The organism is Lacipirellulaceae bacterium (genome assembly GCA_040218535.1).
Lineage (GTDB): Bacteria > Planctomycetota > Planctomycetia > Pirellulales > Lacipirellulaceae > Adhaeretor.
Genome location: JAVJRG010000012.1, coordinates 883,966 through 906,805, shown reverse-complemented (window position 1 = coordinate 906,805; position 22,840 = coordinate 883,966). Strand labels below are relative to the sequence as shown.

The following is a 22,840-nucleotide window of genomic DNA, read 5'->3' as shown; positions in this document are numbered from 1 at the left end:
CTTCGATGTTCGAAAATTTCAAGCAACTGCGATCAACCCTCTCAGCCAGCTTACTACTCTGTGTATTGGCGACGTCGTCGACCGTCCTCGTCGCCAAAGAATCAGCAACTGCCGTTAGGCCGTTCGATCTCGAACCGTTTCGCAAGCCGGCACTCGAAAAGTGGTCGGAGGCCATCGCCGCTCTCGAAGCGAAAGACAAAGTCGAGAAGCATCCTGACGATGCGATTCTGTTCATCGGAAGTTCCAGCATTCGGCTGTGGAAAGACATCGCTGCGGATATGTCGCCCTATCACCCGATCCAACGCGGCTACGGTGGAGCTCGTTGGACTGACGTTGCGGTGTTTGCTGAGCGACTGATCACGCCGCACAAGTTTCGCGCGGTGGTGTTCTTTGTTGGGAACGACATTGTCGGTCGCGCTGACGACCGCACGCCGGAGGAAGTCGTGCAGTTGTTCGCCGGTGTCCACGCGATCGCGCGAAAGCATCAACCCGAAGCGGCGATTTTCTATGTCGCCGTGACGCCGACCGAATCACGACAGAAAGCATGGTCCAAGATCCGCGAAGGGAACTTCCTGGTGCGCAAGTTCTGCCAGCAACAGAAGAACACACACTTCATCGGCACCGAAAGCATTTACCTCAACGCTGAAGGCCACGCACGGGCGGAGCTGTTTTTAGGCGACAAGCTCCACCTCAACCGCAACGGCTACATCCGCTGGGCGGCGGCGATCACGTCGCATTTGGATACGGTGCTGGGTGGGGTGGAGATAGAGTAGCACCAGCCTAGTTAATCCATCAGATACGATTGACCATAGGGACTTCGAGTGAGCAAACCCACCCGGCCAAAAATCGTTGCTGCATCCGCACACCAAATCCTTAAAATAGACCCTCGTTCGACGGCGACTTCTCGCAAGCGTCAGCGGCGGACGGCCAGCGGGTGATGGCACACGCTTAAAAACAGCACGCACCGATCTTTAGCGGGATCGGCAGCCGCGCTGCCCGGGGGTGTGGGCTGGATCCCTCAGTAGCTATTCGCGAAACGCGGCTTGTGGAGAAGCGACGAACGGGGCGAAGCCAAGGACGGCGCGCGACTGGTCGAATGGTGGACGTCCATCTTTTTTTGAGGGGATAGGGGTGAGAGGCGAAGGGCGAGTAAGTCTTGAAGAAATATGCTCGTCCCTCGCCTCTGGCCTCTCGTCTCTAAGGTTTGTCGTTTCTGAATCTCCAACTAAAATGGAAAACTGAGGGGCCACACCAACACGAAACACTTCTCATGCAACGCTCTCGCATTGGTCCTTTTGCGCTGGAATCGCCGTTGGGACCCGTTGACAATCAAAACGGGGCGGACAGTAATGTCCTGCGCGGGGTGCATCTTGAACTCAAGCGTTCGATGGCGATTAAGCTCGTCGACCCCAGCGTCGTGCAGGATGCGCTCGGCGGGAACAACTTTATGGAGGACGTGCGTCGGCTGCAAAAGCTTGAGCACCCAAATGTGGCCCGGCTGTATGGCGGGGCCATTGATGGCGGGCAGCCTTACTTAGCCCTTGAGTTGGTCGAAGGCGAGTCCCTGGCCGCGCAACTTCAGCGGCGTGGGAAACTCGCTTGGGAAGGGGCGGTCGAAATCGCCGAAGCCCTCGGCAAGGCGCTCGTGTACTTGCACAGCAAAGAGGTGGTCCATCGGCGGTTGACTCCCGCGCACGTGCTGCTTACGGATCAGCTAACCGAGGAAGGCGAAGTCGGCCTCAAGCTGACAGGGCTCGACGCGACGTGGGCGGATCGGGATGAAGTGCTGGGGCTGCGTTCGCCGATGGACAAGGCTCACTACCTCTCCCCCGAGCAGTTCCGCGGGCGAAGCTCGAAGGATCTGCCGGCGTGCGATTTGTTTTCCCTCGGGGTGATTCTCTATCGGTCGCTGACGGGCGAGTATCCTTGGCCTGCCAATTCGCCCGCGGAGTTGATCGAAGCTCGCCGAGCCGCACCCGCGCCGCGCGTCTCGGCGACGGTGCTCAATGCACCAGTGTGGCTTGATGCGTTGGTAGCGAAGCTGCTGGAAGTGAAGCGTGCGGATCGCTTCGCAACGGCTGAAGAGGCACACCGTGCTATTGTGAACGCGCGTCGGAAAGTTGCCGCGGGAGTTGGTGCGGCAGCACACGGCATGTCGGGCCAGCAAGGTGCGCTGTCGATGGACAAAGACCGTAGCGAGTTGAAGAAAATCGCCCGGCGGAAAACTCGCAAGAAGGACGACTCGCCGTTTTACGAACAAGCTTGGTTCCTGGCTTTGTCTTTAGCGGCACTGATTGGCATTGGTGTCTGGACGATGCTTCCCGAAAGTGAAGAGGCCCTGTTCGCCAAGGCAGAACCATTGATGGCTTCTGACGACCCCGACGACTGGCGGCAGGCGGAGTCTCAGTATTTGAAAGAACTGCGAGAACGTTTTCCGAACTCGCAATACGCGGAGCCGATCTCAGAGTTTGATCTTCGGTACGCCATGTACCGTGCTCAGCGCAAAGCTGAGAATCCGGCCCTAAGGAAAGCGTCGAAACGGTCCGAAGCTGAACGTCGCTACTCTGAGGCCATGCGCTACGAAGATTTCGGCGACCGGCTAACCGCCTGGAAGAAGTACGAGGCGGTGACCAAGCTGTTCAGCGAAAGTGAGGAATTGGAGGATCGAGCCTTTGCAAAACTCGCTGAACAAGCGTCGGAGCGCATTGCCAGTGATCGCGAAGGGCAGAACGACCTCGCCGCATTCATTGAGGAGAAACTTGCCGAAGCCGCGGAGCTAGCCGAAGAGGGCAACAAACTGGCCGCCCGGCGGCTACTGAGCGGGATCGAAGCGCTGTATGGCGACAATCAGGAACTGACGCCGCTGGTCGAGCAGGCTATGGAGCAGCTACGAGCGTTGGACGCAGGGAATTGAGTGTGTATACGAGGCCGCTCTCTCAGGTCTGTATTGTCCACGAATTGCATGAATCTTACGAATAGAATAAGAAAGGCCCTGAGTCGCATGCCTTCGAGGGAATTCAGTATGGAAACGCCTGGCAAGACTGAGGGAAGTCGGCCCTCTGACAAACTAGAGGTTCTCGTCGAAGCTTTTCGCATCTTCGAGCAAACTGGGGAGTGTTGTTTGGAATGCGACGATTGCAACGGCATTATTCAATTAGAAGCCCTGAGTGACTCAGCTTGGAGATGCAATTGCAAATGCGGCAAATACAAGGACACGTTACGAGGGTTTTAGAACACCTAGTCTTTGCTCTTGATTCCGCTGGCTAGCCGTCGTCTTTAACTTCTTTAAGAATCGCGACCCAAAGATCTAGGACGTTTTGAGAATCTGCTTGTTCGGCGATGTATTGTCGATCAAGTTTCTCTTCTTGCCGCTTGAGAACACCTCGAATGTCTTCTAAGTGACGCTCGCCCCCGCCCATTTGATGCCACTGAAGCTTTTGCACGATGATGTCTTCTGGTGAGGAGAATCTCGCCTCGCAGTCATCGGCAATCGAAAATCTTACGCTACGATTCATTCTTGAGCGGTTGAATAGGGTATCTTTGGCAATGATGACATCGATTTTCAAACCGCTTGAAGGATGAATGATGTTGAACATTCCGCGATCCGCCAATGCTTGTCGTGCTGCTGGTAGGCTCAAGTAGAAATCCTCTTCTGGAAACGCAGTGCAAAAGGCCTCCAAGTCTGCCGGACTAACATCAATCACCACATCGATGTCATTGGTAAAACGAACATCACCGTAGACGATGGTTGCATGAGAGCCGGTAATGAAATAGCCGATGTTGAGTCGATTCAATTGCGTGCAAAGGAAGTGCAGAAGGCTAGCTTGATCCACCAGAGAGCCTCCGCGCAACCTCTTGATCGATTTGCTCTTGCTCCCAATCCGGGTGCTCCCTGCGAAGGACTCGACGGATTAGGTCGCGAGCATAGGTCCACATGCCGTGTGCCGTCGCCAATCGCTCTACAGGAGTGTTATTCTCGATACGTACAGTTCGCAAGGTCGGCGAGCGGGAATCAGATTGATGACCGGTTTCGTTCATATCGTGCAGAATAACACGGCAACAACCCCTCAGCAGTCCCCGTTGTCCCAGATTGGCCCTCAGGCTATATTACAAGGCTAAATTTTCGACCTTCGCTGGCTTGCGAAGATCGCCTAAACCGCCAACCGACGATTGCTTGTCGCACACGTAGATTGCGGCTCAAGGACCCGTTGTCATGAAGTTTTCACTGCTTGATCGGATTAGCTCATACGAGCCGGATGCCGAATTGACGGCGGTGAAGAATGTTTCGCTGAGTGAGGAATACCTGGCGGATCACTTCCCGGAGTTCCCCGTGCTGCCGGGCGTGTTCATGTTAGAAGCGGCAACTCAGGCGGCGGCTTGGCTGGTTCGATTGAGCGAAGATTTTCAGCACAGCATCATTACTTTGCACGAAGCAAAGTCACTTCGTTTCGTTGATTTTGTCACGCCGGGCAAGACGCTGACGATTACCGTGCAACAGAGCAAGCGTGAGGGCAACATCGTTGGGATGAAATTCCGCGGCACCGTTGACGATCGACTGTGCGTCAGTGGGCGACTTTCCGTTGAGTGCGCGAACCTCACTGACGACGAGCCCCGACACGAAGAATTAGATCGAGGCATGATCGAGCTACAACGTGCTCAATGTGAAATCCTCACCCGGCGAATGAACGCCGAGGTCGAAGCCGCCACCGCCTAAGGATTTCGCGCGTTAGCGAATCATTACAAATCACTTATAGAACTCAAATCGAAACTAACGAGCGACGCGTGCCGCGTAAGTGTACCGGCAGCTTGCTCAGACACCGCTGGAGGTTAATCAGTACGATGCCGTCTCAAGAAGAAGTTTTTGAAAAAGTCCAGGAAGCTCTCGTCGATGCGCTCGGCGTGGATGATGATGAAGTGACACCGACTGCCACGCTACGTGGCGATCTCGACGCGGAGTCGATCGACTTTCTCGATATTGTCTTTCGTCTGGAAAAGTCGTTCGACATCAAGATCGAACGGGGCGAACTCTTTCCCGAAGACCTCTTCAACGATGCCCAATACGTTGAGGATGGCAAGATGAACGAAGCGGGAATCGCCGCCCTGAAAGAACGAATGCCGTTCGCTGATCTGAGCAAGTTTGAAGCCAACCCTGCCGTGCAGAATTTGGCTGAACAACTCACCGTGCAAGATATGTGCAACTTCGTTGAGCATAAACTAAAGGCCGCTTAGCCCATGCGTTGGTTTTGGATTGACCGATTCACGGAGTTTGTCAGCAGCTCGCATGCTGTGGCGGTGAAGGGTGTTTCGCTGGCGGAAGATCACCTGCATGATCATTTCGTCGGCTATCCGATCATGCCCAATTCGCTAGTCACCGAGGGCATTGCGCAGGCAGGCGGGTTGCTGGTCAGCGAGCACTACAAGTTCGGCGAGTTGGTGGTGTTGGCGAAGCTTGCGAAGGCGAAGTTCCATAGCCGCGTGCGACCCGGCGAGACATTGACCTACCGCGTCAACGCGGATTGGATACGCGCCGACAGCGCTCAGGTGACGGCAACAGCACATGTTGGCGAACGACTACATGCCGAAGTACAACTGATGTACGCGCGTTTGGGTGAAGAGATCGAAGAAAAGATCGGAGCCGCGTTATTCAAGCCGACCGACCTGCGGCACTGGCTGAACCTAGTGCGCGTGTTTGAAGTGGGAGTCGATAAGGATGGTAATCGGCTGAAGCAGGAAGATTATCCGCTGAGTTAACCGAGTGTTAGCCGCCGACCTTGGTCGACGCGTGGCTGCAAGAACAATCCGAGCGCCGAGCAAGCTCGGCGGCTAACTTCTTTCAGGGAGTTTCCCCCCATGCGTCGTCGCGTTGTCGTTACTGGTATCGGTTGTGTCACACCGCTGGGCACCACGCCTGTTGAGCTTTGGCGGAATTTACTCGACGGCAAGTCGGGCGTTGCACGCTCAGAGAGGCTTGCCGAGGCAAACTTCCCGACGACGATTGCAGCCGAAGTTCGCAATTGGTCGATCGCTTCGGTGGGCGAAGACCCTGAGGTTTGGAAGTCGCGAAGTAATCACACCACCTTTGCTGCCGGGGCTGCAAAGCAGGCAGTTGAAGGCTCAGGGATTGTCGGCACGGTAGCACCCGAACGACTGGGAGTTTACCTAGGCGCGGGTGAAGGCCAGCAAGATTTTCATCGCTTCGCCCAAATGGTCGTTACTGCCACAGCCGGTGGTGATGGAGCTGAGGCTGGCGAGTTCTCCCTCAAGAAGTTCGTCGAGGCGGGGTTAGATATTCTCGACCCTGTGGCAGAGCTTGAGCAAGAACCCAATATGCCTTCAGCTTACTTGGCCAGCATGTTCGACGCCCAAGGCCCTAATGTGAATTGCCTGACGGCCTGTGCCGCTAGCGTTCAGGCTGTCGGTGAAGCGACGGAAATCATTCGCCGCGGCGAAGCGGATGCGATGATCTCCGGCGGCGCGCATAGCATGATCCATCCGTTCGGCGTTACCGGGTTCAACCTGCTGACCGCATTGAGCGAAAGCAACGACGAGCCTGAAAAAGCAAGCCGGCCCTTTGATTTGAACCGCGACGGGTTCGTGCTGGGCGAAGGCTCTTCGATTGTCGTGCTTGAAGAGTACGAACATGCCAAAGCTCGTGGAGCGCACATCTATGGGGAAATCACCGGCTACGGCACGACGGCCGATGCGTTCCGCATTACCGACACGCATCCCGAGGGCCGTGGCGGCACGGCTTGCATGAAGATGGCGATGGAAGACGCCGGGATCAATCCTGAGACAATCGACTACGTCAACGCACACGGCACCAGCACCGCAGTGAACGACAAAGTCGAGACGCTCGCCATTAAGCAGTCGATGGGCGACTATGCCTACAAAGTTCCGGTCAGCAGTACCAAGAGCATGACCGGGCACTTGATTGCCGCCGCGGGTGCCACTGAGCTCATTATTTGTTTGAAGACGCTAGCCGAGAATGTCGTTCCGCCCACGATTAACTACGAAACGCCCGACCCGAATTGCGATCTCGACTACGTCCCCAACGCAGCCCGCGACCATCAGTGCAAGACGGTTGCAACCAACAGCTTCGGCTTCGGCGGGCAGAATATCACGCTCGTTGTGAGCGAGGTCTAGCGTAGAAGTCTTCATTCGAGAAGCTCTCCTTCTGAGTCGAATGGCATCGACTCAAGAACAAAAAGCCAACCGCCGGACATGCTTCCGTGCATGCGTAAGGCGGTTGGCGTGTCCGTGCTTCCTTGCACGCTGATTACCACTTGTGGCTTAGCCCAAAATGGTTTGGTCAGTTAGGCCCGATACGGGTCGGATTGGCTTGCAAGAAGTCGCGTGGCCCCCGGACGGTGTAGTAGGGATAAGCAACTTGGCCGGTTTGTGGACCAGGATTGTAGTTATAAGACGCGGGATAGCCTGCACTGTTAGGGCAGAAGCCTGAAGCAATGCGACCGATTCCCTGGCGACACCGATCATCACAACGGTTCATACAATCGCGGCAACTACGATTCTTGCCGAGCAACCCTTGCTGGCAGATATCGCAGTCGCAGCAGTCACCGCAACAACCGCTGTCGCAGCAGCCATCTTCGCAGCAATCCATTTCGCAACCACAGGCGACTTCGCAACCTTTGTCGCGATTGAACAGTCCCAGTCCTCCGTTGCAAGGCAGGCAAGCATCGCGGCAAATTTGTGGTCGTGGAGCGCTGTTCGAACGCGAAACGTGGCAGGGCTCGCAGCAGTCGCCGCATCCTCCACCCAAGAGTCCCGACGAGGCACAGCCGGTTGCTAGCAGGCAGCAGACGGCTACCAATAGAGACAAGTTCTTCATCGTTGATCCCCCCCAGGATACTTTCGCGGCCACACGGGTGGCGTTGTTTCAAGTTATCTTCCGATGGTCAGGCGAAACGCCCGGAGCTACCGCATCACGGGTGCAGCGGAATAGCTCGCAAAATAGGTATCGGCGGCAAAATCGTCAGAATCCAACAAAAGGCGTTTTTCGTCTCGCTTGCAGTGGAATCGTTTGCTACAAACCGCGACGCGTCTCTAGGACGTCGACACCACTGCTAGCATTTTTCGGTCGCCTGACCGCCCTGATACTTCGATGAACAACTTTCTTCGCGTCCTTCGAATTGCATTGCGACACCGTATCACGGTGATCGCCTCGGTCTGCTGTTCGCTCTCGATTGCACTGCTCTGGGGCGGGAACATCACGGCCATCTATCCGATCGTCGACATCGTGATGGCGGGGAAGTCGATTCCGCAGTACGTCGACGAGAACATCGTCGCGACACAAAGCGAACTGGCAGATCTTAACCAGTCTGCGGCCGAAATCCGTGACACATTAGATGCCAAGAATGAAGACGAGAAGCAGGCGCGGCAAGAACTCGGCTACTTGAATAGCGAAATTAGCAGGAAGGAAACGAAGCTTGCTCAGCTCCAACGTTGGGCACCGCTCGCGCACGAGTATCTACCCACGACCGCTTTTACGACGTTAGCCCTGGTCTGCGCGGGATTGTTTCTGGGGACGGTCATCAAGAGTCTGTTCCGCATCATGGGGGCCTTCTGCACCGCACGATTGCGTCATCTCACGGCCTTCGAGCTCCGTAAACAGTTTTACCGTCGCACTCTCAGGCTCGACTTAAGCACGTTCGGACAAACCTCTCCCGGCGATTTGATGAATCGCTTCACGGGCGACGTCAACCTGGCCGCCTACGGTACGAATCAAGTGTTCGGTACGGCACTGCGTGCGCCGTTGATGATTGTTGTCTGCCTCGCAGGAGCGGCTTGGATTAGCTGGCAGTTGTTGTTGTTGACGATGATCTCTGCACCGCTGAGCGGCTATGCAATTCACTGGCTGGCCAAGGCGCTGAAGCGGGCGAACCGCAAGGCATTGGAAGAGCTGTCATTGGTTTACGATCGCCTCGAAGAGACTTTTAGCGGCTTGAAAGTCGTCAAAGCCTTCACAAGTGAATCCCGTGAGCGGAGCCGTTTTCACCAGCAATCGAAGCAGTATTACCGAAAATCAATGCGGATCGCCTTCTACGATTCGCTCGTTAGCCCGCTGACCGAAATGATGGGCATCGGCATGATCGTCGCGGCAGTGGTGGCTGGTGGCTATCTCGTACTGAATCAGCAGACGCACCTCCTAGGAATTCGAATTAGTGACGAGCCATTGACCCACGGGTGGCTGACACTGTTCTACGGTTTTCTCGCTGGGGCGAGCGACCCGATTCGTCGTCTGTCGGGCATCTTCAACGGTTTGCAACAATCGTTCGCCGCGTCGGATCACTTGTTTGAATTGTTCGACCGTGAAACTGAAGTTGCTGATCCTTCCGTCCCCGTAGTGCTTCCAAGGAAGTTGGGGCGGATTCAGTTCCGCGACGTTTCATTCTCCTACAAGGAAGAAGAGCCTGTTCTCAAGAACATCGACCTGACGATCCAACCGGGCGAGACAATCGCGTTGGTCGGACCCAATGGTTGCGGCAAGAGTACACTGATGAACCTACTGCCGCGGTTCTACGATCCAAAGCAAGGTGCCGTGGCGATTGACGGTGTGGACTTGAGAAGCGTGCGTATTCGCGATCTCCGCGGTCGCATTGGAGTGGTGACTCAAGAGACGCTGTTGTTCGACGATACCTTGGCCGAGAACATTCGATACGGCACTCCTGGCGCATCCGATGAAGATGTCATTGCTGCCTCTAAGCGTGCTCACGCTCACAAGTTTATCACCAGTAAATTGAGCGACGGCTATGAGACCGTCGTCGGCACCAGGGGAGGGCGGCTCTCCGGCGGACAGCGTCAGCGTATCGCCCTCGCGCGGGCAATCCTCCGTGACCCGGAAATCTTGATCCTCGACGAGGCCACCAGCCAGATTGATGTTGAGAGCGAACGGCTCATCCATGAAGTGCTCGAAGAGTTCGTCCAAGGCCGCACCGCCTTTATGATCACGCATCGGCCTAGCACACTTGCGCTGGCGGATCGGATTGTCGTGATGGAACAGGGCCGTATTGCGGATGTCGGCAAATTCGAAGAGCTAGCAGAACGCTGTGAGCTATTCAGGCGTCTGGCTCATCTTGATCACCGCGAGGCGGCATAATCCCTACCCCTGCAGGGAGCGCCTTCTGTGGCGTTCCGCCGTTTCTTGGCAGCATGGCCCAGGGTAATTGAGCGTCACCCATGGCGGTCCCTCCACTTTTCTCGTCCAGATGCTTTGCTTACCTGCCCAAGGCAATTATGCTGGTAAGTTTAACCGATGGCCAATCTTGGCTAGAGGGCGAACGACTCCCCGTGAAGTACAGCCTGGCAACCGCCTAGGCTCCCACCTCTCTGACCCCTATCTGATTTATTTCTTAGAACTCAGGACTACCTGCGATGAAGATTGCTGTCGTCGGCACCGGCTATGTGGGCCTTGTGACCGGAACTTGTTTTGCCGATACGGGCAACGATGTGACGTGCATCGATATTGATCAAAAGAAGATCGATAACCTGAACAAGGGTATCATCCCCATCTACGAGCCTGGGCTCACCGAGATGGTGCAGCATAATTACGAAGCCAAACGGTTGCACTTCACGACCGATCTTCCTGCCGCAGTTAAGCCAGCGGACGTTATCTATTTGGCAGTCGGAACGCCCCAGGGCGATGACGGAGCGGCCAACCTTTCGGCCATGTGGGCGGTGGTTGAAGCAATCGCACCGCATATGCGTGAAGACGCATTGGTTGTCACCAAGAGCACGGTACCAGTGGGAACCAACGAGCGCATCTACTCGATGCTCAAAGAATTCACAGGTCGCAACTGTCGCGTTGCGAGTAACCCGGAGTTCCTGAAAGAAGGGGCTGCGATCGACGACTTCATGAAGCCTGATCGCGTGGTCGTCGGTGTCCGTGACGAGGAAGATAGTGATCTGCTCCATCAACTCTACAAGCCGTTCTTGCGCACTGAGAAACCGTTTCTTTCGATGTCGCCGCAAAGCGCGGAAATGACCAAATACGTGGCAAACGCATTGCTTTCCACAAAGATTAGCTTCATCAACGAGATGGCCAATCTGTGCGAGAAGATGGGTGGCGACATTAACGACGTGCGTCGCGGCATCGGTCATGACAGCCGCATTGGTTTTGCCTTCTTGTTCCCTGGCGTTGGCTACGGCGGGAGCTGCTTCCCGAAAGACGTTCGGGCGCTTTCCGCAATGGCCGAGCAGCATGGCGTCGTGCCGCAGATGCTCCGCAGCGTTGATGAAGTGAACGAGCGTCAAAAGACGGTGATGATTGAAAAGATCAAAGAACACTTCGACGGCGACCTCAATGGCAAGACAGTCACCGTTTGGGGGCTTGCTTTCAAACCCCGCACCGATGACATTCGCGAAGCACCGGCATTGGTGCTGATCGACTGGCTCCTGGAACAAGGTGCAAAGATCCGCGTCCACGATCCTGAAGCAGTCGAGAACGTGAAAGCCGATTACGGCGACAAGCTCACCTATTGCGACCGCCGCATGGGCTCAGTCGAAGGGACTGACGCCCTGGTGATCATGACCGAGTGGAAGGACTACCACTCGCCCGACTTCGCCGAGATGTACCAGCTAATGGCCTCGCCGGTGATCTTCGACGGACGAAATCTATACGAGCCGGAACGCATGAAGCGCCGTGGTTACACCTACCACAGCATCGGTCGTCCTTCGGTCTCGCCAGCGTGAGTGCTAGACGAACTGGCAGAACCCCCAGCCGCGGCTCTACGAGCCGCCGGGAATCTGCTCAGTGGTTAGCCACAAAACTGCCTTTCCGGCGGCTCGTTGAGCCGCGGCTATTGGGCTCGAATGGTGTATATGAAACCCTTGTTTCATAGTCATTTCTTGACTCGAACGACCGGCTGGCTTACCCTAGGACGTAGGGAATACGTGCGCACGGTTCCCTTTTTGAGCCAGCGGAGCCTTGCGAGAAGAGGCCTTCTTCGTCATTCCGGCTGGCGACACTGATCTTCTGTTAGGCCAAAGCGTACTGAGGCCGACAGTTCGATTGATTACTTCTCTCTTGCCGCAAGGTTGCGAGCAACGGATCAGATGCGTGGTTTGCCTGCGCTGACACGAGGGTTTCGCTCCCATGTTTTTTACTCGCTGCCGCGCAAGTTTTCTCGCACTGCTCACCGTCTGTTGCGCGTTGCCTTGCGAAACATCGCTGGCCACCGGCGTACCGATTGAAGGTTTCTTACCCCAAGTCGGCTTCGCGCTAACTAACGAGTTTCGTGATGACTTGATCACTTCGGCGGACTACAGCGACTCGCCAGGAGGAATCTTGCTTGGCGCGAACGACACCGCCTTCTATGACATTGCCCTCCTCGACACGGGTGCGGGACTTTCTTTGCTGACCGCTGAGGCGGACACGAATTTCAACATCGACGGTCCGTACCCCGGTGAGTCGGATGGCTTTCGCGGAACGTTTACGGTCCCCGTCGGTGGTGCAACGGGAACGATTCTCGCTGATGTGAATGATCCGGTCGGCTTGTATGCTGGCGGCCTACAAAGCAGAACTGGCACCGGGCCGCTCGTGATTGATCACGCAGGGCTCGAAGGGCAAACAAACGTTTCGTTGATCACCGTGCCGGCGACGTCGGACCTTCCCAATGTCGTTGGGCTTACGTTCGCAAGCCAGTTCGCGACGCATATCAATGCCGACCAGCCACAAGTGTTCGAGCTTAATGGTCGTACGGTACGCACGCCGGCGATCGACTTCCAACCGCTGGGAAGCGGCGGCGGAAGCATCACACGCCGGGCACCGTTGACGCTCAACCCTGGGGCAGCGTTTCAACAACCCCCGTCATGGGTTTTCGATTTCAACAACCCTGACTTCCTGGATAATCCCCATGAGAACCCAATGTTTCCAACCTTGTTACCGGGAGCCTTGTTCTTGACGGCTAACTTGGAGAATGATGGGGTCCAGTTGAATAACTCAGACTTGTTCTTCGATTCGGGGGCAAGTGTCAGTGTGCTCTCGGAACAAAAGGCGCTGCAACTGGGCATCGACGTACAACTTGATACACCTGATTTCTCGATCGATATCATTGGTTCCGGGGGGCTGACGCTCGACTTGCCTGGATACTTTCTCGACTCGCTAACGATCCAAGCCATCGGCGGCAACGTCACAGCGAACAATGTTCCGGTTATCATTTTCGACATCACTAATCCTGGCGATCCGGGAAACATCGTCGATGGAATCATTGGAACCAACCTGCTTGTCGGGCGGAATCTCGTGATCGATCCCAACCCAGCATTAGGTGGCGCTGGAGCGAGCCCGAGCCTGTACATTAGCGACCCGGTGACCACGCAACATGAATTTGTAGTCAACGGGTTCGGAGGTTCTTGGAACGACCCTGGTAAATGGGATGCGGCGGGAGTGCCCGACATCTTGGGCGTTGCCAATGTTCGGAATAATCTCTTTGGGAATCGGAGTGTGTCAGTCACCGCCGACGCGGAAGCTTGGGAATTGAACATCTCGGCGGAGAACCCAAATGCCAACACGAAGACCATGACCGTTCACATTGACTCAGAGGTCACGTTGACCACTTTCGGCGGAACGAATATCGAAGCCGGCGGGATTCTGAGCCTCAACGGAGGGACGCTCGATACGCAATTTGTTGAAGTCCTCGGGGGCAAAATCGAAGGCTCAGGGACGATTAGCACCGGAAGCGGCCCAATCCCAGGACAAGTCGAAAATCGCAATGGTATCGTTTCTCCAGGTGAAGGGTTTGGCTCTCTGACGATCGAAGGACGATACGGCAATGGTAGCGAGGGTCGTATGATCTTTGAAATCGGCGGCTCGCTCCCTGGTACAGAATTCGACGAGCTTTTCGTAGATGGCCAAGCGAAGCTTGGTGGTACGCTCGAAGTGAATGTCGTCGGCGACATCATCAGCGACTACACACCAGACATCGGTGACGAATTCACGATCATTAGCACGACAGAGGGAATCGGAGGATTCTTCGAGGAACTTCATCTCACCGAGAGCGAAGACTACGAGTGGCTTCTTGAGTACGGCACGAACGACGTCACGTTGATCGTCATCTTGCCCGGCGACTACAACAACGACGGTGGAGTGAACGAGCAGGATGTCGCTGCCTGGAACGCGGGCTACGCCCAGCAAGCCAACTTCTTTGACGGCGACAACTTCCTCACCTGGCAACGCAACTTTGGCAGCGGGGGAATCGCCGTGCGGTTCGTGCCAGAGCCGACAAGTACTGCCTTACTGTTGTTCGCTGGCAGTTTGACGGTTACGCGAAGAAGGCGAGCAGCCGCGAACTAACAGTTCGCCGGAGAACTTCTCGGCAGCCTTGACACTAGAAGAGAATTCCCGGCAGGCTGTTAGCCTGCGGCTGGCTGGTGAACGCTAATCTCTGGCGCGTTCGGTCCTGAGCCTGCTCGACGCGCGAATGTTGCTTGCGGAACTGAACCTCGGCGTGATCCAGCCGTTTTGGTTCATGGGGACGTCGATCGTCACGGTGATTTCATCAACGGTTTCGTCGATCACTGCCGGGTTGATCGAAACGCTCGCTCCACGTGTGCCCACAATGTTCAAGATGCTATTCGCCTTCGCGACGGCTTCGGTAGCGGTCGCCCCCGGGACCATCGCATGCCGAGCTGCTTCGTAAGCCGCATTGTCGGCCGTGTGGCGGATGACGTTCATTCGTCCGAATTCAAACGCAGCGATCACCAATACAAAGAAGATCGGCGCAACAACGGCGAACTCCACGGCAGCCGCACCGCGACGACAGACGCTTCGATGTTTTCTAGGGCGATGTCGAATCATAATGGATCGTTCCACAGCAATTCATTTTTGAACCACGGAGAACACGGAGGTCACGGAGTGTTTTATTGATGGGATTTGCACACAAAAAAGGTTGGCAGTGCTTTCAGCATCCTGTCGATCCTGTAAATCCCGTCAAGTTTTCTCCGTGTTCTCCGTGCTCTCTGTGGTTAGAGTTATTCGGTCAGCATCACGGGCAATGTGGAAGCGATTTCGCGGAAGATGCGTTCCAGGGCCGCTGCGTCGGGGGCGTGGAAGTGGGTGCCGCCGCCAGCGTTGGCGACATCGCGCATCCGCCTGAAGTCAGCCTCATCGCTAAACGTGACCGTGTGAATCGTGATTTTTTCTCTCGCGGCTTGTCGGGCAGCAATCACCGGCTCCGGTCCGCGATTGTGGCGGCCGTCGGTCATGACCACCATGGTTCGCAAGGCAAAGGGTCGCTGGGCCGGCGAAGTCAACACGATGCGGCCATTCTGGATCCCGGCGTGGATGTTTGTCGTGCCACGGACAGCGCGGCTGCTGAGCCGCGTCATCTCGTTGCGAATGGGTCGATAATCAAAGTCGAGGGGTGCGTTGATATCTGAGGTCGTGTAGTTGAACCCACAGTGGCGACCGGCATCGGAGTAGCTGACGAGTCCGCACTGTTCGGTTTGAGCAGTTCGATCAAGCTCGTCAAGAAAGCCGCGTACCGCCCGATCAAGAGCACTCCAACGACTAAGCGTAGAGTGAGGGGGACCGCAGTTGCTACCTGGTACGTTGCGGCTATCAACCTCTCGCATCATTGAGCCTGAACGGTCAACGACGAGACAAATGTCGCGGTCGAGTTGCGTCGAGGTGGCAATGTGCTCTGGCTGAAACTGAGTCACGCCCATAACACGACCAAGAAACAAAGCCACCGGGCCTGCTGACGAACTTGCCGTTCTCTGGCCCGTTACCCGCATCGAATTGAGTTGGGTCCCTCCGGGTCTGAAGACAAAGCGTGAGTTCCGCGTGGCTTGCGTGCCGCTGCCAACTTCAATCTGTGAGTCGTCAACGATCAGTGGCTGACCAGCCACGGTGTTTCGCAAAGCGGCATCCTTAGCAGCCGCCCGAGCGTCGATTTCGTTCTGGCGAAGGCTCAGCGTTTTCGCCCCAGCACGCGAGGCGGAGTCGGTCGCCGTGCGTAGCTCCGCCCGCACCAACTGCATCCACGCCACATCGACAGCGAAGGCTGCCATGATCAAGAACAGCGGCAAGCAAACGGCCACAAGAACCAGCATGGCTCCGCGACGGTTAGGTTTGCATGCGTTTCGATTGGAGTAAAGCATCTCAAGTATGTCTGGACTGTCTCGAATTGTTGAACTTATTCAGAACTGATGGCTGACGACTGAATGCTGACAGCTTCATCTTCAAAACTCCTTCATAAACTCCGCTCTACCTTCGAGTGTGCGGCCGGTGAAGAAGCTGCCTGGGATGACGGAGTTTGCTGACGCGGGAGCTGTGACCGTGACTTCGATGAACTGGCCAGGAGCGAGTCGATCGAAGTTGGGAGGGTTAATCGTCACACGGCCCCCTTGGACACGACGGTCTGCGAGGACGCCATTGCAAGTCGTCTGAACCGCCGAGGGATCTGAACCATCGATAAGTGCCGTGCGAGCACCTTCGTAAGCAGCCACGGTCAGCGACTGCTTGAGGAAGATCATCGTGCAGCTTTCGATCATCGCCAGCACGAGCAAGACGATCACGGGCAGGCAAACGGCCAGCTCAGAGGCGGCAACGCCGTGACGTTGTTCAGGTCGTTTTTGGTTTCGATTTCGCATGGAAAAATCAGGGGGCATTGGCACTAGCCCGCGAGCTACGTCTCGCGCGGGGCGAAAGAGAAAACGCCACTACCGCGCGAGACGTAGCTCGCGGGCTAGGCAAGAGAACCTTACGCTTCGACCAACTCACCTTCTTCTGGTTGAGCTGCTTCCTGGCTGTCTTCGGCAGCGAGGTTCGGGTCGTAGTTCATTCCGGTCAGCTTCGACGTCATCTTGTTGAAGTCATCTGCCAAGCCTTGCCAGAAATCGAAATCGCGAAATTTCAGAACCTTCACTTCACCGGTTTCTGCTATTTCCTTGATCGTTTGACGCAAGCGATAGATGGGACCTGCAAAACGATGACTGATCTTAATCGTGTCAACCACGAAGACCGGCATCATGAATACCATCACCATGATGAAGGGACCTTGCGTCCACCAAAGTTGCTGGAAGTGCTCGCTAATGGGGCGAAACGGGTTGCTTAGCACTTGCAAGCAAAAAGCAACGGCTGCCGCCACCGCAATGAAGGCAACCCAGTGCATGCACAAACGACGAGCCAATGCGCCTTGAACCTGGGGATCGACAAATGTTTTCTTACGTTCGGGATGAGCCATCGTAATTACCTTTCAGTCCCATGCATCGCAAAATGGCGAGTAGCGAATCCAAAAAACAGCGCTGTTTTAGCTCACTGTTGCCGCATGTCATATGTTGCAGCTTCTTCCGAAGATTAGGTCACGGTGAGGTACGTGCTAGCGACTTGCCACAGCAACAGCACTTCACAGGATCAAGCCGTGCTCGCAATCCGTGCAATCGTTAGAAAACACATAGCGAGTTGGGAGAGGCCCTCAAGCTTCGGGCATCAGGCGTCAGACCGCTTGTGGGTAATCAACGAGCCCTGAAGCCAGAAGTCTGAGGTCCGAAGCCTTCACTGCTAGCACACACGCGGTCACCCGAATCTAGTCCTTTTGGGGGATTCATCGACTCGGCTCTCGACATTGAGATGGGACTTGAGAAGAAGAGGTGGCACGCAACGGTGCGGCTGCCGACTGTCCGGGGCAGATACAAACGAAGGGATGTTATGAACTTTCGAAGTTCGAGAAGGTACGGAGTACTTGGAGTTGCAATCTTTGGTTTCGCTCTCGCCGTGGCCGGGAGCAGCGCAGACGCTTGCGAAGTCTGCCGCGTGAACCAGATTCGCGCTCGCAGCGGATTGCCTCAGTTAGCGGCTGATCCCCAACTGATGGCGCTCGCCCAACAGAAAGCACACGCGATGGCAAGTCGCGGAATCACAGGGCACCCGGGGGGATCACTCGGCACTGCCCGCGCCGAAGGCGTTGGTTGGTCAAGCAATAACCAATTTCGAACTTGCTTCCTGTACTCAGGAGGGTTCCGCGCTGCCGGTGCGGCAACCGTCCGCGGCCCCAATGGATACCACCACGTGTTGTTGGTGAGGTAATTGATCACGCCCCGAGCCGTCAGACGTTCGTCGTCGGGTGGTGACGCATATGAGAGTGCGACCCGACGGCTTACGCCTGACGGCTCGGGGCTTTTTTAGCGAACCAATGTTTAGTTCTTGTAGTGCTTCGCGACTTGCTTATGCAGCGTGAAGATCGCTCGCTTCACCTCGTTGTACGAGCCTTGCTCCTCCATCAGCTCGATCAGCGGCTGCCAAAGGTCTTTTGACAACTCAGCCGACTCGGCCAATCGCGTGAGCTCGGCAGCTTCGTTGGCGAAGTGCGGCTTCGTTGGTGAATAGGTCAGCAACATCCGATGTGTACGAACGGCCAGTTCGGCCAGATCACCCGCGGGAATGCCGTGCTTCGTTTCGATGGCTTGCCAAAGATCAGGGCCCGTGGACTCGATCATTGAGGATTGGATGGTCGAGACGGTATCCTGTTCTTCCTCCACCTCTGGCATCGCGGGAAGTTCCACGGACAGCTTTTTCGAAGCTCCTTGGGCCGACTTCCAAGCAGGTCCGTAAGACTTCTGGGGAACCCCTTTCGCTCGCAAGGCTAATGCGAGGCTCCAACGGCTCGCCGCCCGCCAAACCTCGGCCTGATCAACGGGCACCTTGGGCTCAACCAGAATCGAAACGTCTTTCTTCTCTTCCGGCTGTACTTCAGGTAACTCGCTCAGCTCCTCTGGGGTGGCACTCTCGGTCGGCGACGTTGCCACCTCAGGCGGGGTCGCTTCATCTGTGGACGTCTCCTGCTTTTCAGTTTCGTCGTTCTTGATCGTTTCTACCGGCTTAGTTTCTTCGGGCGGCGAAACAGGCAATGGGGGGGCGGGCTTCGTTTTCGTTGGTTCGACTGGTGCTGGCTTCTCGCCGAAGAGGAGATCGATTTCCTCTTTCACGTCAATTTCAGTTTTGACTTTCGGTGGCGATGGTTCCGCAATTTCCTCGGACGGGTTTTCCATCGGTGGAGCCTGCTCTTCAACGGTCACCTCCTCGGCTTCTGATTCTTCCGCTTCGAAGAATGCGAATGGGTCGTCTTCGTCGGCGCTTTCCTCACCGTTGGTTTCAGTATCGGCGATCTCACTGACACCCGATTCACCACTTTGCATCTCTTCCTCTGCGGAAGTTTCGACCGCTGGGGAAGGCTCCTCAACAAGTTCCTTTGGCTCTTCTTTGGAGGGCTCTTCTGCAGCTGAAGATTCTGCATCGATCACGTCCGCCCCGAGCCGACCGGCGTCAGCAGTCGGGTTGTCCTCTCGCTCAAGTTCCTCCAGAGGTTCGAACGAAGTCTCAGGAGCAGGCTCGATAGGTTCTGGCTTCGTCGGTTCTGGCTCAACCGTCTCGCGATCTTCGGCTTCCGGCTCGGGGGTTTCTGGCTCAGCAACTTCCGGTTCGGTAGCTTCCAATTCAATTGGCTCGGCTTCTACTGGCTGTGGTTGAACACGCGGCTGCTCAATCGGCTGAGATTCAACTGGGGCTCGCTCTGGTGGCGACTCGGGCGGGAGCGTGGTCGACTGCTCGGGCGGGGCGACCGGACGGCTGACGCCTGACGGCTCAGGGCGAGGTTCATCCTCGGCCTTCGCGACGACCTGTGTCTGAACTTTTCTTGGGCTTGGCTCGTACTTGATTTCTTGCCAGCAGCCGGGCAGCGTAACCAGAAAAAGCCAGGAAAACGCGAGGAATACCCTCCATCGCGTCGAGATTTGCGGGGAATCCTTCATACTTTTGGGCACAATCCTGAGGTATCTTGTAAAGAGCGCTGGAAGAGTTCTGCTGCACGATAGCGCCTTCCCTCCGAATTATAGCCGACAATCCACGACTCGCGTCTAGCAAAGCTGTTCGCACGCTTAGCTTCCCACCGACAATGGCTGACCCGCTTTCCAGTTCTACCAGTTTGGAAGACTCTGCCGCGAAGTCTGGCGCAAAGCAAGCCGGCGTGGACCGGACCGCTGAATCGGTCGCGGCCAAGCCTTCGCGTCGGAAGTTTCTCAAGCGTGCTGCGGGAAGTGTGCTGGCTGCTGGCGTGGGGACGCTGCTCTACACTTGGCGGTTTGAGCCGCATTGGGTGGAGGTGATCGGGCGGAAACTGCCGATCGAGAATCTCCCAGAATCGCTCGTCGGGAAACGGCTCGTGCATCTGAGCGATTTGCATATCGGCAATTTGGTTGATCACGACTACATCACTTCGGCCATCGCCAACACGGCGAAGCTCGATCCTGATCTCATCGTGATCACCGGCGACTTGATGACTTGTGAAGTTGCCGAGCAGATTCCTCAAGTGGTTGACGTCTTGGGTTCGCTCCCGAAAGCGAAACTGGGGCGATTCGCAATCTTCGGTAATCACGACTACGGTACGAACTGGAATCAGCATTTCAGCACGGCACGGTTAAAGGACGAACTCAATCGCATTGATATTGAAGTGCTCCGTAACCAAACATTAGAAACAGGTGGGCTGCAGATTGCTGGCATCGACGATCTTTGGGCCCGTCGCTTCGCACCTCAGCGAGCACTCGATGAGCTGGACATGCAGCGGGCACACGTCGCCCTGTGCCACAACCCTGACGGTGTCGACATATCTGTGATGAAAGATTACCGCGGATGGATCCTTGCCGGCCATACCCACGGCGGCCAGTGCAAGCCACCCTTCACCAGCCCGCCGGTGTTGCCGGTGCGGAACAAGCGTTACACGTCTGGCGAGATCGTGGTCGACGAGCACCGCCGCCTCTATATCAATCGCGGCCTGGGTTACACGCACCGCGTGCGTTTCAATTGCCGGCCTGAGATTACGGTGTTTACGTTGGAAGCGGACGATGCAATGACCAATGCCCAAGTCTAAATGACCAATAGCAAGCGGTTTTCAAACGTACTTTGGTCATTTGGACTTGGACGTTGGTCATTGTGTTACCGTGACTTCTACGGTTCATCAACTTGCCCTGGCAAAAAGACTCGCCACGCTCTAGTTTGGCGGCATGGGAAAGAAAGCCCACAACTCGAATAATCCCGAAACCACGGACGCAAAGCCTCTCTGGCAACGCAGTGTACTACCACTTGGACTGATCGGCGGGATGTTGTTCTACTTGGCACAGCCGCCCGTCGCTTGGGGGTTACTCGCCTGGATCTCGCCGGTACCCTGGTTGCTCTTGGTGAAACGAGAGAAGCTGCCAGGCAAACGGCCCTATCGTGGGCTCTGGTTCTGCGGCTTTCTCATGTGGTTGGTGACCGTGCAGTGGTTGCGACTTGCGCACCCTTCGAACCATTTGGCCCTGCTGCTGCTGGCTACTTATCTGGGCACCTACCTGCCCGTTTTCGTCGGGCTCACGCGGGTAGCGCACGATCGACTGGGGATGCCACTCTGGCGGGCGGCTCCCATTGTTTGGACCGGGTTGGAACTTATTCGTGCACACTTGGCGACTGGGTTCATGATGGGGTCGCTCGCGCACACACAGGTCAAGTTTCCAGTAGTCTTGCAGATTGCTGATTTGGCGGGCGAGTATGGGGTGACGTTTCTGATTGTGCTTGTAGGGGGAGCGATAGCGGATGCGCTTCCCGCTCGCGGCTTAGCCGTCAACAGTTCTCACGCGGCTGAGCCGCAAGCGGTTGGCGTTCGGTGGAAAGCTCTGCAACCGATCGCGCTCGTGATGGTCTTGGTCGCAATCTACGACCTATTGTCGATTCCAGTTGATTCCGAAAACGGAGAACCCCAAACCGTCGCGCTCATCCAAGGCGACGCCCAAGCGACTTGGAAGTTCGACCCTGATCGCAAGCAGCGGATCATGCAGGAGTTGCTCAACCTTAGCTGGGAAGCAAAGTCCAGAGCGGAAAAAGAAGGTCGCAGTGTTGACCTCGTGATCTGGCCGGAGACTGCTTATCGCGAATCACTGTTCAGCTTCGAAGAGGGTTTTGACCCTCCGGATGATTTCCTTGCGATGCCCGTCGAGAAGTTTGTTTCCCTCACACGCAATGATCTAAAAGGGCTCGCGACGGCTTGGGAAGCTGGCTTGCTGTTTGGAATTGATCGACGGCATGTTTCGCCAAGTGCTGAAACGACACGCGGCGAAGACGCAAGTGATGAGACTGTGTCTTCTGAAATTGATCCCTTCGAGGTGGAGTCTTGGAACTCCGTGGTCTTTGTTGACCGCGCTGGCGAAGTGCAGGGGACTTACGACAAGATGCACTTGGTTCCCTACGGGGAGTACACACCGTTTTCAAGTTGGTTCCCTTACCCGGATGGATTCACGCCGCTCACTGGCGGCGTAACGGCGGGCGAAGGTCCGCAGTCGTTTGAGTTCGAGAGCGTTCGCTACTCACCGACGGTTTGCTATGAAAAAGCAGTTCCGCATTTGATGCGTTGGCAATTCTCAGAATTGGCTGAGCAGGGCAAAGCCCCTGACATCTTGGTCAACGTGACCAACGACGCCTGGTACTGGGGCTCCGCGGAGTTGGACATGCACTTGGCCTGTGGCATCCTACGGGCGGTGGAATTGCGCACGCCGATGCTGATCGCTGGCAACCGTGGTCTTTCAGCCCATATCGACGCTGCCGGGAACGTGATCGCGGTGACCGAGAGGAACCAGTCGACTTTCCTTCTCGCTCAAGTAAAGCCACGAAATCCTGAGAACGGGAGCTACCAAACCGTCTATTCCCGCTGGGGAGACTGGCTCCCGACGGCCTGTTTGGTATGCTGTGTGGTTTTTGCCACGGTCGGTTGGGCAGAGAGAAAAGGCACTTCTCCACGCGAGCCAGCCTAGCGTCGCCGTGCTCGCGGGCTAGCTTGAAATTGCCTTTCTTCAGCACTCCAAC

General features: G+C 56.1%; 19 protein-coding genes. 12 read left to right on the top strand and 7 right to left on the bottom strand.

What is annotated here, in order from left to right; genetic code table 11:
- Window positions 1-5 precede the first annotated feature (5 nt).
- Together RIB44_17735 and RIB44_17730 are read left to right on the top strand one after the other, a co-directional pair.
- Window positions 6-773 carry a hypothetical protein gene (locus RIB44_17735; GenBank protein MEQ8618416.1) on the top strand — a complete coding sequence of 256 codons (768 nt, stop codon included), beginning with the start codon at window positions 6-8 and terminating at the stop codon, window positions 771-773.
- A 497-nt stretch (window positions 774-1,270) separates the two neighbouring features.
- Window positions 1,271-2,914: a serine/threonine-protein kinase gene (locus RIB44_17730; GenBank protein ID MEQ8618415.1), complete on the top strand. Its 1,644-nt coding sequence runs from the start codon at window positions 1,271-1,273 to the stop codon at window positions 2,912-2,914.
- A gap of 349 nt (window positions 2,915-3,263) precedes the next feature.
- Here the strand turns inward: RIB44_17730 and RIB44_17725 are convergent, their stop codons facing one another.
- Entirely contained in the window at window positions 3,264-3,833 is a 570-nt protein-coding gene (locus RIB44_17725) for a hypothetical protein (protein ID MEQ8618414.1), read from the bottom strand.
- Between the two features lie 380 nt (window positions 3,834-4,213).
- Here RIB44_17725 and RIB44_17720 point away from each other — a divergent pair, with 380 nt between their 5' ends.
- The 4 genes from RIB44_17720 to RIB44_17705 all read left to right on the top strand — a co-directional run bounded on the left by RIB44_17720 (window position 4,214) and on the right by RIB44_17705 (window position 7,143).
- Complete coding sequence (locus RIB44_17720; protein MEQ8618413.1) at window positions 4,214-4,714, top strand: 3-hydroxyacyl-ACP dehydratase FabZ family protein; 501 nt, start codon at window positions 4,214-4,216, stop codon at window positions 4,712-4,714.
- A gap of 125 nt (window positions 4,715-4,839) precedes the next feature.
- Window positions 4,840-5,229: an acyl carrier protein gene (locus RIB44_17715; GenBank protein ID MEQ8618412.1), complete on the top strand. Its 390-nt coding sequence runs from the start codon at window positions 4,840-4,842 to the stop codon at window positions 5,227-5,229.
- Window positions 5,230-5,232: 3 nt separating this feature from the next.
- The gene (locus RIB44_17710; GenBank protein MEQ8618411.1) at window positions 5,233-5,751 is read left to right on the top strand and encodes a 3-hydroxyacyl-ACP dehydratase FabZ family protein; all 519 of its coding nucleotides are present in this window, start codon (window positions 5,233-5,235) and stop codon (window positions 5,749-5,751) included.
- A gap of 99 nt (window positions 5,752-5,850) precedes the next feature.
- Window positions 5,851-7,143, top strand: a complete 1,293-nt coding sequence (locus tag RIB44_17705; protein ID MEQ8618410.1) for a beta-ketoacyl-[acyl-carrier-protein] synthase family protein — start codon at window positions 5,851-5,853, stop codon at window positions 7,141-7,143.
- Window positions 7,144-7,309: 166 nt separating this feature from the next.
- On the opposite strand, the gene RIB44_17700 is transcribed toward RIB44_17705, so the two are convergent.
- Window positions 7,310-7,846, bottom strand: a complete 537-nt coding sequence (locus tag RIB44_17700; GenBank protein MEQ8618409.1) for a hypothetical protein — start codon at window positions 7,844-7,846, stop codon at window positions 7,310-7,312.
- Between the two features lie 273 nt (window positions 7,847-8,119).
- On the opposite strand from RIB44_17700, the gene RIB44_17695 reads away from it, so the two are divergent.
- The 3 genes from RIB44_17695 (at window position 8,120) to RIB44_17685 (ending at window position 14,305) form a co-directional block, all read left to right on the top strand.
- A complete protein-coding gene (locus RIB44_17695) occupies window positions 8,120-10,114 on the top strand; it encodes an ABC transporter ATP-binding protein (protein ID MEQ8618408.1) in 1,995 nt (664 codons plus the stop codon).
- Window positions 10,115-10,389: 275 nt separating this feature from the next.
- A complete protein-coding gene (locus tag RIB44_17690; protein MEQ8618407.1) occupies window positions 10,390-11,706 on the top strand; it encodes a UDP-glucose/GDP-mannose dehydrogenase family protein in 1,317 nt (438 codons plus the stop codon).
- Window positions 11,707-12,109: 403 nt separating this feature from the next.
- Entirely contained in the window at window positions 12,110-14,305 is a 2,196-nt protein-coding gene (locus RIB44_17685; protein ID MEQ8618406.1) for an aspartyl protease family protein, read from the top strand.
- An 84-nt stretch (window positions 14,306-14,389) separates the two neighbouring features.
- On the opposite strand, the gene RIB44_17680 is transcribed toward RIB44_17685, so the two are convergent.
- The 4 genes from RIB44_17680 to RIB44_17665 form a co-directional block, all read right to left on the bottom strand.
- Window positions 14,390-14,809 carry a pilus assembly protein gene (locus RIB44_17680; protein ID MEQ8618405.1) on the bottom strand — a complete coding sequence of 140 codons (420 nt, stop codon included), beginning with the start codon at window positions 14,807-14,809 and terminating at the stop codon, window positions 14,390-14,392.
- Between the two features lie 173 nt (window positions 14,810-14,982).
- Window positions 14,983-16,065 carry a VWA domain-containing protein gene (locus RIB44_17675; GenBank protein ID MEQ8618404.1) on the bottom strand — a complete coding sequence of 361 codons (1,083 nt, stop codon included), beginning with the start codon at window positions 16,063-16,065 and terminating at the stop codon, window positions 14,983-14,985.
- Between the two features lie 129 nt (window positions 16,066-16,194).
- The gene (locus tag RIB44_17670; protein ID MEQ8618403.1) at window positions 16,195-16,605 is read right to left on the bottom strand and encodes a pilus assembly protein; all 411 of its coding nucleotides are present in this window, start codon (window positions 16,603-16,605) and stop codon (window positions 16,195-16,197) included.
- A gap of 110 nt (window positions 16,606-16,715) precedes the next feature.
- Complete coding sequence (locus RIB44_17665; protein ID MEQ8618402.1) at window positions 16,716-17,198, bottom strand: hypothetical protein; 483 nt, start codon at window positions 17,196-17,198, stop codon at window positions 16,716-16,718.
- Between the two features lie 464 nt (window positions 17,199-17,662).
- Between RIB44_17665 and RIB44_17660 the strand changes: the two genes are divergently transcribed.
- Window positions 17,663-18,040, top strand: a complete 378-nt coding sequence (locus RIB44_17660) for a CAP domain-containing protein (protein ID MEQ8618401.1) — start codon at window positions 17,663-17,665, stop codon at window positions 18,038-18,040.
- A gap of 110 nt (window positions 18,041-18,150) precedes the next feature.
- Here RIB44_17660 and RIB44_17655 read toward each other — a convergent pair whose 3' ends face one another.
- Complete coding sequence (locus RIB44_17655) at window positions 18,151-19,761, bottom strand: hypothetical protein (GenBank protein ID MEQ8618400.1); 1,611 nt, start codon at window positions 19,759-19,761, stop codon at window positions 18,151-18,153.
- 143 nt (window positions 19,762-19,904) lie between these two features.
- Between RIB44_17655 and RIB44_17650 the strand changes: the two genes are divergently transcribed.
- Both RIB44_17650 and lnt read left to right on the top strand, forming a co-directional pair.
- The gene (locus tag RIB44_17650; protein MEQ8618399.1) at window positions 19,905-20,876 is read left to right on the top strand and encodes a metallophosphoesterase; all 972 of its coding nucleotides are present in this window, start codon (window positions 19,905-19,907) and stop codon (window positions 20,874-20,876) included.
- A gap of 133 nt (window positions 20,877-21,009) precedes the next feature.
- Complete coding sequence (gene lnt, locus RIB44_17645; protein ID MEQ8618398.1) at window positions 21,010-22,788, top strand: apolipoprotein N-acyltransferase; 1,779 nt, start codon at window positions 21,010-21,012, stop codon at window positions 22,786-22,788.
- Window positions 22,789-22,840: the final 52 nt, after the last annotated feature.